At 41.6% G+C, this 13,716-nt stretch carries 13 protein-coding genes; all 13 read right to left on the bottom strand.

What is annotated here, in order from left to right:
- Positions 1-43 precede the first annotated feature (43 nt).
- The 13 genes from ACVRYP_RS10185 to rpmB all read right to left on the bottom strand — a co-directional run bounded on the left by ACVRYP_RS10185 (position 44) and on the right by rpmB (position 13,482).
- Positions 44-1,207 (bottom strand): glycosyltransferase family 4 protein, encoded by a 1,164-nt coding sequence (locus ACVRYP_RS10185; protein ID WP_447468602.1) that lies wholly within the window; start codon positions 1,205-1,207, stop codon positions 44-46.
- Entirely contained in the window at positions 1,204-1,944 is a 741-nt protein-coding gene (mecA, locus tag ACVRYP_RS10180) for an adaptor protein MecA (protein ID WP_447468601.1), read from the bottom strand. Before mecA ends, ACVRYP_RS10185 begins: the two co-directional genes overlap by 4 nt.
- 246 nt (positions 1,945-2,190) lie before the next feature.
- Positions 2,191-3,030 carry an undecaprenyl-diphosphate phosphatase gene (locus ACVRYP_RS10175; protein WP_447468617.1) on the bottom strand — a complete coding sequence of 280 codons (840 nt, stop codon included), beginning with the start codon at positions 3,028-3,030 and terminating at the stop codon, positions 2,191-2,193.
- Positions 3,031-3,160: 130 nt separating this feature from the next.
- Positions 3,161-3,370: a capsule biosynthesis transcriptional regulator gene (locus ACVRYP_RS10170; protein WP_307122497.1), complete on the bottom strand. Its 210-nt coding sequence runs from the start codon at positions 3,368-3,370 to the stop codon at positions 3,161-3,163.
- Between the two features lie 98 nt (positions 3,371-3,468).
- The gene (locus tag ACVRYP_RS10165) at positions 3,469-4,365 is read right to left on the bottom strand and encodes an SPFH domain-containing protein (protein WP_447468600.1); all 897 of its coding nucleotides are present in this window, start codon (positions 4,363-4,365) and stop codon (positions 3,469-3,471) included.
- A 73-nt stretch (positions 4,366-4,438) separates the two neighbouring features.
- Positions 4,439-5,689: a threonine ammonia-lyase IlvA gene (ilvA, locus tag ACVRYP_RS10160; RefSeq protein ID WP_447468599.1), complete on the bottom strand. Its 1,251-nt coding sequence runs from the start codon at positions 5,687-5,689 to the stop codon at positions 4,439-4,441.
- 283 nt (positions 5,690-5,972) lie between these two features.
- Positions 5,973-7,307, bottom strand: a complete 1,335-nt coding sequence (locus ACVRYP_RS10155) for a D-alanyl-D-alanine carboxypeptidase (protein ID WP_447468598.1) — start codon at positions 7,305-7,307, stop codon at positions 5,973-5,975.
- A gap of 305 nt (positions 7,308-7,612) precedes the next feature.
- Positions 7,613-8,635: a ketol-acid reductoisomerase gene (gene ilvC, locus ACVRYP_RS10150; protein WP_447468597.1), complete on the bottom strand. Its 1,023-nt coding sequence runs from the start codon at positions 8,633-8,635 to the stop codon at positions 7,613-7,615.
- 53 nt (positions 8,636-8,688) lie between these two features.
- The gene (ilvN, locus tag ACVRYP_RS10145; protein WP_447468596.1) at positions 8,689-9,165 is read right to left on the bottom strand and encodes an acetolactate synthase small subunit; all 477 of its coding nucleotides are present in this window, start codon (positions 9,163-9,165) and stop codon (positions 8,689-8,691) included.
- Complete coding sequence (locus ACVRYP_RS10140; RefSeq protein WP_447468595.1) at positions 9,158-10,858, bottom strand: acetolactate synthase large subunit; 1,701 nt, start codon at positions 10,856-10,858, stop codon at positions 9,158-9,160. The genes ilvN and ACVRYP_RS10140 overlap by 8 nt, the downstream gene beginning before the upstream one ends.
- Before the next feature lie 260 nt (positions 10,859-11,118).
- On the bottom strand, positions 11,119-12,777 hold the full coding sequence (gene fakA / locus ACVRYP_RS10135) for a fatty acid kinase ATP-binding subunit FakA (protein ID WP_447468594.1): 1,659 nt from the start codon (positions 12,775-12,777) through the stop codon (positions 11,119-11,121).
- A 2-nt stretch (positions 12,778-12,779) separates the two neighbouring features.
- On the bottom strand, positions 12,780-13,145 hold the full coding sequence (locus tag ACVRYP_RS10130) for an Asp23/Gls24 family envelope stress response protein (protein WP_447468593.1): 366 nt from the start codon (positions 13,143-13,145) through the stop codon (positions 12,780-12,782).
- Positions 13,146-13,293: 148 nt separating this feature from the next.
- Entirely contained in the window at positions 13,294-13,482 is a 189-nt protein-coding gene (gene rpmB / locus ACVRYP_RS10125) for a 50S ribosomal protein L28 (RefSeq protein WP_001140949.1), read from the bottom strand.
- Positions 13,483-13,716: the final 234 nt, after the last annotated feature.

The following is a 13,716-nucleotide window of genomic DNA, read 5'->3' as shown; positions in this document are numbered from 1 at the left end:
GTATTATATCAAAAAAAGCCTATTGAGGCTTTTCTTTTGTTTTCTACTTTTTAGATTTTTGCTTGTATTTCCCTAATATTTCCTGACGATAACCGCTATTCCCAATGAAGCGCAAGAGATTGAGAATCGGGGTTCGGTTTTCACCCAAAATGCCTGTCAATTCAGCCAATAGCCAAATCCCAAAAACCAAAGCAACGACAAGTAAGATCCCTCCCAGACGACTGGAAATGTTAAACAACAAAGAAATGCTTGAAAAAATAAAGGATATCGCATAGATCATCAGCACGGTCCCTCGGTGAGTCAATCCCAAGGAAAGGAGCCGATGGTGCAGGTGCATCTTATCTGGTTCATAGAATTTCTGCTTGGACAAGGTCCTCCGAATGATAGCCATGACCGTGTCGGTAATAGGAACTCCTAGAATAATCATCGGTGTCACCACGGCAACAGCAGTGGCATTTTTTAATCCCTGAAGGGAAAAAACAGCAATCAGAAAACCGATAAATAAGGCCCCAGTATCTCCCAAGTAGATGATGGCCGGATTGTAATTATAGGGTAAAAAACCTAGAATAGCTGCTACTAAAATAAAAATCATCAAGGTCAGGAAAAGATTGCTATCAAACAAAAAGAAGTAGGAAACAATCCCCATGGTAACCAAGGAGATAATGGATACCCCTGAAACCAAGCCATCCAAACCATCCATCAGATTAACAGCATTCATGATTCCAACAATCCAGACGACCGTAACGACAAAGGTAACGAGGGGAGAAAATTCAATAAAAGGGCCACCAAAAGGAATCTTGAACTTATCAAAGTGAAAATCCGTGAAGGCATAAATCATGAGCGCTGCAAGTGTTTGCCCTAACAACTTCCACTTGGCTGACAATTCCACGACATCATCAATGAGCCCTGTGAGAGCAACGACCCAACCGCTGAGAACGACTGGCCAAGCATAACTCAAGAAATCATGCCCACGGATATCACTAACCTTGACAATCATAGGCAAAAGCACTAGGACAGCTATGGAAAAAGCTATAATAATAGCCAGTCCACCTGCACTAGGCATAGGAACCTTGTTAATCCGCCTAGCATTTGGATGGTCTACCGCTCCTATTTTGACCGCCAACAATTTAACCATCGGCGTTAAGATGACTGTTATTAAAAAGGTTGCGATAAACACTAAAATATACTGAAGTGCAAAAGGAATCATGCTAACTCTATCCTCTTCAGTTGATTAATAGCGTCTACTTGTAGCATAAGATAGCCATGCTCCTGTAAATAGGGTCTCGTCACCCCAGTATCCTCAGCGTGCTCTAAAATACGCGAATGAATGGCACTAGCATAACGCGGCGTCTCATTAAGAAAATCTAACAAGACCGTCATATAATAGGCACCACTATATTTATAAAGTTCAGAGGTATCCACCGGATAATCAACATTTTTTGAAAAAACAATCGCCTCTGGGAGATCGCGAAAACGCAAAGTAAAATAAACATAACGATTTCTATCACCGCCATCTATCTCATCTTCAACGTCTTTCTCCAATTGATTTTCTAGTAATTCCAGAGCTGCGACTGCTTTCTCATCAGAAGAACTTTTGTCCTTGAGGGTTTTCTCCAAGGTTTTAAAAAATTCATCAGGTGACAGATGCGAGATATCCTCTACATTGGCCATATCCGCTAAATCCTGAAAATCTAATTCCTGATCAATGTCTGACTTAGTCACAAAGATATCTAACTTATCTGGTTTAGGGGTCACCCTAAAGGACAACATCCCTGAGTGTAAAAAATGCTCCGGCATTTCTAATTCATCTAGAATGCTGTAAAAGAATTCCTCTGTCTTCTCCTGAGGCATGAGAAAATCAGACAATTCCATCCCACGTGCTTCTAAATCATCCAATTGTATTGTGATTTTTAAGGTCGAATCACTAATTTGTTTGACTTCCATAATCTACCTCTATCTATCTCAATTTTATCATTTTCATCAATCCTGAGAAACCCAAATTCCTCATAGAAAAGTGGACTTCAATATGTCCTAACATTATACCCAAAAATCTATCTTTTTTCAAAGAAAAGGCAGTCAAGCGACTACCTTAACCCTTATATATAAAACGCTTCTCTATGTGAATCTTTTACGATACCAAGAGCTTTAGCGTTTTTGAAAATGCATTTGATTTAAGCAGATACTTGCTTATTAGATCAACCATTTAACCCCTGCATAAACTAGGAGAAGAACACCAAGGACAATACGGTACTTCCCAAAAATGGTAAAGTCGTTTTTCTTCACATAGCCTGTTAAGAAGCGAATAGCCACTAAAGACACTATAAAAGCAACAATCATAGCAACAGCCAGAACGACCCATTGGTCACCGGTCACACCGACACCAGAGCCGAGTAATTTTAAGACCTTCAATAGGCTGGCGCCGAACATAACCGGAATAGCCAAGTAAAAGGTAAACTCTGTCGCAACCGAACGACTGGTCCCCATCAACATCCCTCCGATGATGGTTGCCCCCGAACGACTAGTACCAGGAATGAGGGCTAATACCTGAAACAAACCAATTTGAAAAGCTGTTTTGTAGGACATCTTAGCAAGACTAGTCACGACAGGCTCTTGACGGCGATATTTTTCCATCCAGATAAAGACAAGCCCATAGACAATCAACATCGTTGCCACCACCGGTAAATTATAAAAATGAGCATCTAACCAATCATCCAAAGGAAGTCCGATGATAACAGCTGGAATACAAGCGACCACAACCTTCGCCCAAAGCTGCCAAGTCAATCTTACTTGATTAGATGTTTTTCCCTTCTTAAAAGGATTTAACCGATCAAAATAGATGACCATTACCGCTAAAATCGCTCCGAGCTGAATCACAACATTAAACATTTCCATGAATTCAGGTGTTGCAGAGCGAAACTTCACCCATTCTTCCACTAAAATCAAATGGCCTGTTGAGGATACTGGCAACCATTCTGTAATGCCTTCGACAATTCCGTACAAGACAGCTTTTAAAATTTCTAAAAACACAATGTTCTCCCCTTTATAGTGATCAATCCATTATATCAAAAAACATAGTAAATACAAAAGGACTGAAGGGATTTTCCTTTAAAGCCAATATAAAAGTCCAAGACCGAGGCCTCAGACTCTAAACTCCTAAAGATTAATTGTCATACTTCTCATGATTTTTATCATAAAAATCGATTAACCCAAGAGCCGTTGCGAACGCAATATTATCAATTTTTGCACGTCCCTGAGCAAGAGCAATAATTGACATTTCACGAGCATTGGTTTCTTTACTGATACGGTATCCGGTCAGTTTCTTCTCACGGACCCAATTAATAACTGCTTCTACTTTTTCATAGTTAGTCATGTCTTATTCCTCCTTCTAATTAAACTTTTTAGATAGTCATTATAGCATACCCTATTTGATTAATCAAACGTTTTATTTTTGAGGAAATTCTTCACAAGTTATTTTGCTTTCAAGGCTGATAATATTTGTGAACGGATGTCATCCATGGCATTAGGTGAGTTTGGCAAAAAGAGGGTCTGATGCCCTTGACCGGCAAAGGTATTTAAGGTATCGAGGTACTGGTTGGTCAATAGAATAGACATAATCTGTTCCTCTGTCAGGCTAACATTAGAATCTTTTAGCTCTTGGATCGAGTCTGCCAAGCCATCTACAATAGCCTTACGCTGTTGAGCGATACCCACCCCGTGCAAACGGTCTTTTTCTGCCTCAGCTTCAGCAGCAGTGACAATTTTAATCTTATCTGCATTGGCTAATTCTTGAGCCGCAACACGCTTACGCTGAGCGGCGTTGATCTCATTCATAGATTGCTTCACTTCCGCATCTGGTTCAACTTTCGTAATCAAGGTTTTAACGATAATGTAGCCGTAGGTTGACATTTCCTCAGCTACCTGTTTTTGCACTTCAAGGGCAATCTCATCTTTTTTCTCAAAGAGCTCATCCAGAGTCAATTTGGGAACAGATGACCGTAACGCATCCTCAATATAGGACTTGATTTGAGCTTCAGGTCGCATCAATTTATAATAAGCATCTTTGACATTTGACTCATTGACTTGATACTGAGTTGCAACATTTAAGGTAACAAAGACGTTATCCTGTGTCTTGGTTTCGACAACAATTTCACTCTGCAAGACGCGCAATTGAATACGAGCAGCAATCCGATCAATCCCAAATGGCATCTTAAATTGAATACCTGCAGTTGCTGTACGTTGGTATTTCCCAAACCGCTCAATAATCGCAACGGTCTGTTGTTTGACCACATAAATACTGGATGCTAAAACAGCCACTATCAAAAAAATAATCACTAAGACTATAACTAATCTTACAAACCCGAACATGTATCTACCTCCTTATTAATGTTCTCTATCTGTATTATATCATTGGGACAATTCCTTGTCAAGAAAAACCTATTTATACAAGCAAGCTATAGAGGGTCTCATTACCATGTAAGTTAATATAGCTTGGATCGAAGGCTGCTAACCTCTGCATTAGAGGTTCGTAGTCCCTTTTGTTTCCCAAGGAAATACCAATCAAGACTGGACCAGTTCCACGATTGGCTCGTTTGATATACTCAAAACGTGTGATGTCATCATTAGGACCTAAAATATCATTCACAAATTCCCTCAAGGCTCCCGGACGTTGAGGAAAATTAACCACAAAGTAGTGCTTGATCCCATCATAAATGAGAGCACGCTCCTCCATCTCAGGCATGCGGTTGATATCATTGTTCCCACCTGAAATCACACAGCAAATCGTCTTGCCCTTAATGTCATCTTTTAGCACTTCAAGTGCCGCAATCGATGCTGCCCCAGCAGGCTCTGCGACGATTCCTTGCTTTGAATACAGATCGATTACTGTTTCAGAAATCAATCCTTCATCAACCGCCACAAGCTGGTCGACCAATCGACGAGCTACTTGGTAGGTTTTTTGACCAACCTTTTGAACTGCTATCCCATCCGCAAACTTATCGATAGCCTCCAATTGAACCGGTGCTCCTGCTTCAAAGGCCGCAGCCATAGATGCTGCTCCACTAGACTCGACACCGATTAACTTGATATGCGGAGCCTTGGATTTGAGATAAGTAGCCATACCGGCCATCAGACCTCCTCCGCCAATGGGAATCATTAATTGATCAAAAACGATGCCTTCACGCTCTGCAGTCTCCATAATTTCATAGGCAACTGTTCCCTGACCGGCTTGAACGTTAGGGTCATCAAACGGATCGATAAACGTCATGGCATGTTCTGCAGTGTAAGCCATGGCTGCCTTAGCAGACTCATCAAAGGTATCACCTACCAACTGAATGGTCACATAATCCCCACCAAAAAATTGAACTTGCGTGACTTTTTGCTGCGGTGTCGGTACAGGCATAAAAATGGTTGCGGGTATTTTCATTTCGTTGCAGGTATAGGCAACTCCCTGAGCATGATTCCCTGCCGAAGCACAGACAACCCCTCGTTCTTTTTCTTCCTTAGTCAACTGGCTGATGGCATAGTATGCTCCACGCAGTTTAAAAGATCTTACTTTTTGAGCATTCTCCCGCTTGAGGTAAATCCTTGCACCATATTTTTCAGATAAATAACGATCATAATCTAGTGGCGTATGCACCACCACATCTTTTAATACATGATAAGCACGCTTTACATCATTAACGTCAATCATTCTACCACTTCCTTTGAAAATAATGTCTATTATAGCAAAAAATTCAGAATTTTTCTTCATCTTTTCACTGTTTCCAAAAAAGACACTTTAGAAAACGTTTTAAAGCTTGCTCCGTCTATACTGCAAAGATCTAGCATTCACTCAACGTCTACTACAGTTTCATAATCTTTTTTGATATAGCAAAACTCCTTTTATCATTTCTCGTGAATGTTGACTTTCACTAGCGACTACAAAGGGAGTATATAGTTTTATCAGACTCTTTTATAAGGCTGCACTAGGAGATTTACTTAACTCTCCCATGCTTTCCTTTTTTAACGGATTTACTGCTCAAAATCAGCCAAAGTCCTACTATTAACATTAAGAGCGAGCCTAAGCCAAGCAACCACCACTGGTAGGCAATCCCATGCCAGGTTTGTTTGAGAAAAGAACCTTTTTGAGGTTTTGGAGTTTGATAAGTACGATAGGAAGCCACTGGACGCTTTATCGCTTCTGAAACAAACGAGAAGTCTCCCTCTATACTAAGATAATGGTCTTCAAGGACAAAGGTAGGCGCGGTCTCTTTTTCCACAACGGCATAGAGATCTTCCTCTAGCACGATTGTTTCTTCGTTAATCGTATGAACTCCTCTTGCCAGCACTCTCTCATAGCTGTATTGTTTAAATTGAGCATCGTGTAAGGCATTGCTGATGATGTTACGTGCTTTTTCAGCGTCATCATCCGGCCAATCACCGACACCCAATACGACCGAAATCAGGCGCATACCATTTTGCTTTGCAGTGGAAACCAGGTTGTAGCCAGCACTATCACTGGAGCCAGTTTTAAGACCATCGGTTCCTTTGTAGGCAGTCGGCCCTCCTTCTAAAGAGAGGTGATGGGCTGTAAAGCTTTCTTCATGATCTGACTCTTTTTTTATGGTCAAACGATACTGATTCGTATGGTTTATCGCTTGAGGATAATCCTTTAAAAGACGGTAACTGAGCAAGGCAAAATCTCTGGCAGTTCCCTGGTTATCGCCATCTTTAGGCTGGTTTTTGGGCGCATAATCACCTAACAGTTCATTGCTTGATCCAGAAGCATTATAAAAACGAGTCTGAGTCATGCCCAGTTCTTTAGCCTTAGCATTCATCAAATCGACAAAGGCACCCTCATCTCCAGCTATGGTATCAGCCATTAACATGGTGGCTGCGTTGGACGAAACAATCATCATCAGTTTTACTAAGTCATCAAAAGTGTATTCTGCTCCCAATTTCATTTTATTGTTACTTAGGGCATATATTTGGGAAATATCTACATATTTTTGAGTAACCTTAAACGTCTCTTTTTCTGAAATCTCCCCGGATTCCAGGGCTTCATAAGCCAGATAAAGGGTCATGATCTTGGTTAAACTTGCCACATGCCACACCTTATCTGCATCACGTGCATAAAGAACCTGGCCTGTTGCCGCATCGATGACAATGCTACCTCCCTGAGGTTGATAGGAGGCTTCAAGATCTTCCCCCATAGCCTTAGCTAAATCAATTTCTGATATTTTTTCTGTAGCAAATACAGTCTGAAGATCCCCAAGCAATACACTTATTAGTATAAGACTGACCACGAAAGATCCTTTTAAGCGTTTCATCCAGTCCCTCTTCTACTTCTAATTTTTTCTAAATTGTATCATAAGTCTCTTTTGAGGGTCAACTAATTGAAAATGGGGCTCTCTTTCCTTATCGAAATGAGAAGCTATGTCAGAGCCCTTAATACAATCTAGCTATCACTTTATCCTTCAGCAGTTTAGAGAATTGACCACAACATTTCTATTTCAAAAACAATCAGCTCGTCCAAGCAAAAAAGAAGACCTCACGGTCTTCTGAAAATCAACTGATTGGCCATATGCTATAAAGATGTCTTGTAGCACCACTATCATAGCCTTAGGCCCATTCATTAGTTGTAAATCTTAAAGTTATCATCATCATTACGGCCAACAAATGGCATTGCTTTACGGAGTTCTGCACCAACTTTTTCAATTTCAAGATCAGTAGCCGCATCGCGATAAGCCTGCAATTTAGGACGTCCAGCCTTGTAGTCATCAACAAAGTCATTGGCAAACTTACCAGATTGAATATCTCCAAGCACAGCCTTCATGTTTTCCTTAACTTGGTCGGTAATCACACGTGGCCCAGAAACATAGTCCCCATATTCAGCTGTGTTAGAAATAGATTGACGCATTTTCTTAAAGCCACCTTCATAAATCAAGTCCACAATCAATTTCATTTCATGAAGCACTTCAAAGTATGCCAATTCTGGGGCGTAACCTGCTTCTGTTAAGACTTCAAAGCCAGCTTCAATTAAAGCTGTCAAACCTCCACAAAGAACAGCCTGCTCCCCAAAGAGATCTTCTTCTGTCTCTTCTTTGAAGGTTGTTTCTAAGAGACCAACACGCGCAGAACCAACACCTTTTGCCCAATCCATAGCAATATGTTTAGCGTTGCCTGTCGCATCTTGATATACTGCGTAAAGCGCTGGAACACCAAAACCCTCTTCATAAGTCCGGCGGACTAAGTGCCCTGGACCTTTAGGTGCTACCATAAAGACATCGACATCAGCAGGTGCTTTGATGAATTCAAAATGAATGTTAAAACCATGCGCAAAGCCAAGAGCGTTACCTGCTTCTAAGTTTGGTTCAATCTCTTCCTTATAGGTATCTGCTTGAATTTCATCCGGTGCCAAAATCATAATGACGTCTGCTAATTTTGTTGCCTCTGCAACTGAATAGGTCGCAAAGCCATCTTCTTTTGCTTTGTCAAAGGATTTACCAGCACGAACACCGATAATCACATCATTCCCAGAGTCACGAAGGTTTTGAGCATGAGCATGACCTTGTGATCCATAACCAATGACTGCAATTTTCTTATCTTGAAGTGCTACTACTTGAACGTCTTTTTCGTATTGCATTTCTACTGCCATAATAATCTCTTTTCTATTTTATCTTGTGTCCAAAGGACTATGCTAGGAGAGTTTTAATCCCGAGTAAAACCAGTAACACCTGTCCGAGCTACGTTTTTGATGCCATAAGGTGTGATGACACGCAAGAGAGCTTCTATTTTCTCAGAATCTCCAGTCATCTGTATGGTAATCGACTTAGGTGCCACATCAACAACACTCGCTCTGAAAGGCTGGATAATCGCTAGTATCTCTGCTCGCTTGACTGGCGGTGCCGAAATCTTAACAAGAATAACTTCCCTCTCCAAGTGAGGTAAATCTGTGATGTCTCTGACTCTCACCACATCAACCTGGCGGTTCAGTTGTTTAATGATTTGTTCTACGTCGTCTAAGGTATCAACTTCTATAATAACAGTCACTCTGGAAATCAAGCGATCTTCCGTGTGCCCTACCGATATGGATTCAATATTGACCTGGCGACGTGAAAGAACACCTGTAAAGCGATTGAGAACTCCTGTTGAATTTCGAAGTTTTGCGGTTAGCATTCTACGCATGGAATTCCACCCCCAACATTTCATGATTGCTCTTGCCAGTTGGCACCATCGGATAGACACGTTCTCGATTTGAAATAGACACTTCAATCAACATGGGAACGTTCTCTAGAACGACCTTTAAATCCTCAGCGATTGTTGCTGGGTTTTCAAAGTGATGGGCTTTAACACCATAAGCCTGCGACAGGAGTTGGAAATTAGGTTCTGCATCAAAAGTTGACTGGCTTCTTCTCTCATTATAGAAGGACTCTTGCCATTGACGCACCATGCCCAGAGAATGATTGTTGAGGAGAACAATTTTAATCGGAACCCCGTAACCATTCAGGATAGCCATCTCTTGATTGGTCATTTGGAAACCACCATCTCCAACAAAGAGAACAACCTCTTTGTCTGGATTCGCGAGCTTAGCGCCAATAGCAGCCGGGATCCCAAATCCCATGGTTCCTAGCCCACCAGAGGTAATTAATTGGCGTTCGTTTTTATAGGGGTAATACTGTGCCACCCACATTTGATGTTGCCCAACATCAGTCACGACAATTGCATCACCATTGGTCAGTTCTCCAATACGTTCGATGACTTCTTGTGGTTTGACAAAGTGAGGGTCTTTCGCGTATGGCTTCACGCGCTCTTTGTTGTAGGTCACTGTTTTGACCCAATCGCTGGTATCAGTAGGCACCGTTTCATAGCTAAGCAGTTGCTCTAAAGCTTCCTTAGCATCTCCCACAATAGGAATATCAGCCTTGATAATCTTAGAAATTTCTGCCGGATCGATATCCACATGAGCTACAAAAGCGTCCTTAGCAAAGGTTGAGACCTTGCCTGTCAAACGATCATCAAATCGAGACCCGAAATTAATGATGTAATCAGCCTCTGTCAAGGCCATATTAGCCGCATAAGACCCATGCATGCCACCCATACCTAAACTGAGAGGATGATCGCTCGGAATAAGCCCTAACCCCAACAAAGTCGTTACCACAGGAATTTGATACCGTTCAGCAAAGGCTACTAACTCCTTAGAAGCTCCAGCATAATTGGCACCGCCCCCAGCTAAAATGAGTGGACGCTTGAAGTGAGCCAGTTGTTCCAAGAGTTTCTTCACTTGTAAGCCATTAGGGGTAATGGTTGGCTGGTAACTTGGTAAATGAAGGGTTGGGTCGTTAATCTCCTCGACTTCCATTTCTTGGATGTCCTTAGGTAGATCAATAACCACAGGACCAGGACGTCCAGTCGTTGCGATGTGAATGGCTTCCGTAATTATTCTTGGAATATCCTCTGTCTGCCTCACTTGGTAATTGTATTTGGTGATTGGCATCGTGACTCCGACAATATCCGCCTCTTGGAAGGCATCTTTCCCAATACCAGGCGTTGCTACTTGACCTGTAAAGACTAGGAGCGGTACGCTATCGCCCATGGCATCGGCAATCCCTGTGATAGCATTGGTCGCTCCTGGGCCTGAGGTCACTAGGGAGACCCCAATTTTACCGGTTGATTTAGCATAGCCCTCTGCTTCGTGGAGAGAACCTTGTTCATGGCGCGATAAGACATGTCGGATACCCTCAAACTGGTGGATGGCATCATAAAGAGGTAAGACGGCTCCTCCAGGATAGCCAAAAATGATATCAATCCCTAATGATTTTAGCGTCTCTAACACTAATTGTGATCCTTTTTTAGGGCTTTCAAGTTTTATTTTTTTCATGCATCCTCCGTTCTATCTATTTTCTAAAAATTCAAACGATTTCTCTATATCATACCATGTTTCCCACAAAAAGCAAAGGATTTCTTTTTTAAAACGGATAATTTTCGGTTTTAAAACAAAAGCCTTCAGCTATAACTGGCAAGGCCAATAATCTCCTCAAGTACAACAAGAAGAATTGAGGCGAATTAAAAATTGAGACTCACCAAACAGTGAGTCTCAATGCCTAGAACAGAGACTAACTTTGTCCTAGGTTCTACGTTTTATTCTACACTGAAAAGATAGGGATAAACGGGCTGATCGCCTGGGTAAACTTCGATTTCAAGATCTTCATATTGTTCTTCCAACTGCTCCGAAAGGGATTCAATTAGAGCTTGATCTGATCCTTCTCCAAGGTAAATCGTCACGATTTCACTATCTTCATCAAGCATGTGAGTAAAGGCTTCCTTTAGAGCTGTAGCCATATCAGGATGGGAAACCACAATTTTTCCATCTACCATGCCAAGATTATCATTTTCATGAATCTCTAGGCCATCAATCGTTGTGTCACGAACCGCAGTCGTAATGCTTCCACTGACAACCTCAGCAAGTGCTGCAGACATCGCTTCATGATTTTCCTCTAAAGACTTAGTCGCATCAAAAGCCAAAAGACTGGTCAAACCTTGCGGGATTGTCCGGGAAGCGACTACTACAGCAGGTTGTTCTACTACTTCTGCAGCTGCTTCAGCAGCCATCTGGATGTTCTTATTGTTTGGCAAGATAATAATATGTTTAGCATTAACCTCTTCAATGGCTTTAACAATATCCTCTGTCGAAGGATTCATCGTTTGACCACCAGAAATAACATAATCAACCCCTTGACCTTTAAAGATTTCTGCCAAGCCATCACCAGCAGACACAGCTATAATGCCAAAGTCTTTTTGCGGTCCAGCAGGAGTAGCAACCCGTTCAACTTGCGCTTCATGTTGCTCACGCATGTTATCCACTTTAACCTTCACTAAGCTACCATATTTAAGCCCTTCTTGCATAACAAGGCCTGGATCTTCCGTGTGGACATGAACTTTAACAATTTCATCATCGTTAACCACAAGAAGAGAATCGCCTAGATGGCTTAAATAACCTTGGAATTCATCATAGTTGAACTCTTTGACATAGGTAGGGCCTTGGCGCAAAGCTACCATAATTTCAGTACAATAGCCAAAAGTGATGTCTTCTGTCGCTACATGACCAACAACAGCCTTATGATGCTCTGCATTAATCATTTCACTCATAACAGCTGGAGTCACTTCAAAGTCTTCAGAAGCAATATACTCGCCTGTCAAAGCTGATAAGAACCCTTCATAAATATAGACAAGTCCTTGACCACCAGAGTCAACGACACCAACTTCCTTAAGGACTGGTAGCAAATCTGGGGTCTTTTTGAGGGCACGATTAGCCCCATTTAAGGCCGCACGCATGACCTCAACAGCATCATCCGTTTCTTCAGCCTTTTTAAGCGCCGCAGTTGCTGCACCACGGGAAACAGTCAAAATTGTCCCTTCGACAGGTTTCATAACCGCTTTATAGGCCACTTCTACACCACTTTGGAAGGCACGAGCCAAGTCTTTCCCATCAAGGTCTTCCTTGTCTTTGATCGCTTGACCAAACCCACGGAACAACTGAGAGGTAATAACGCCTGAGTTGCCACGTGCGCCCATCAATAGGCCTTTCGATAAGATTTGACCAACCTCACCAACAGTTGAAGCAGGTTTATTAGCTACTTCTTTAGCCCCATTCGTCAAGGTCATCCCCATATTGGTTCCAGTGTCTCCGTCTGGAACAGGAAAAACATTGAGCGAGTTGACATACTCAGCCTGTTTATTAAGGCGGGTTGATGCCGCCTGAACCATTTCCTGAAATAAACTGGTTGTGATTTTTGACACGATTACTCTCCTACGACCTTGATATTTTGAATAAAGACATTGACCGTCTCAGCGGAAATCCCTAACTGATTTTCCAACTGGAATTTCACACTTTCTTGAATATTCCTGGACACTTCACTAATTTTAACACCATAACTCATGACAGTATAGACATCTACAGCAATACCACCAGATTCTTCTGTGCGGACAACAACGCCCTTAGCGTAATTTTCACGGCGTAAAAGCGCATTAAAGTTATCCTTGATAGCTGCCTTGCTCGCCATTCCAACAACACCAAAAATTTCCGTTGTGGCCGTACCAACAACCGTTGCTATAACATCGTCTGTTAATTCGATTTGACCATCTTGAGTATTAATTTTTACAGTCATCTTAACTACCTCATTTAGTATGATACTTCATTTTACCACATTTAGCGCTAAGTGTAAAAACAAAGCCCAATCCATCAACTAACTGGTCGAATAAGCATCTGATATCTAGGGGCATCAAAAAACAGCCCTTACGGACTGTTCTCGCTGCTTATACGCGTTCAACTTTACCTGATTTAAGAGCACGTGCTGAAACCCAAACTTTTTTAGGTTTACCGTCGATCAAAACAGTAACTTTTTGAAGGTTTGGTTTAACTGTGCGTTTCGTTTGGTTCATCGCATGAGAGCGGTTGTTGCCAGATACAGTCTTACGACCTGTAAAGTAACATACTTTAGCCATTCTTACATCTTCCTCCTGATTGATTTAACGGGTTTTTCACCACATACCTGAATAGTATAACAGAAACTTACCCATTTAGCAAGGACATTTGCTCTTTTATTTTAAATTTATCATTCGAAAGTGATAATGTCCTAGTTAGGTCGAAGGTAAAAATGTCCCATCTGTTATTCTAGTATCATGCAAAGGATAGACTTAACCATGACAGAAACAAGAAAATACCAGACCATTAAGGCT

Source organism: Streptococcus rifensis, from assembly GCF_053203525.1.
This window is presented reverse-complemented; position numbering and strand designations above follow the sequence as displayed.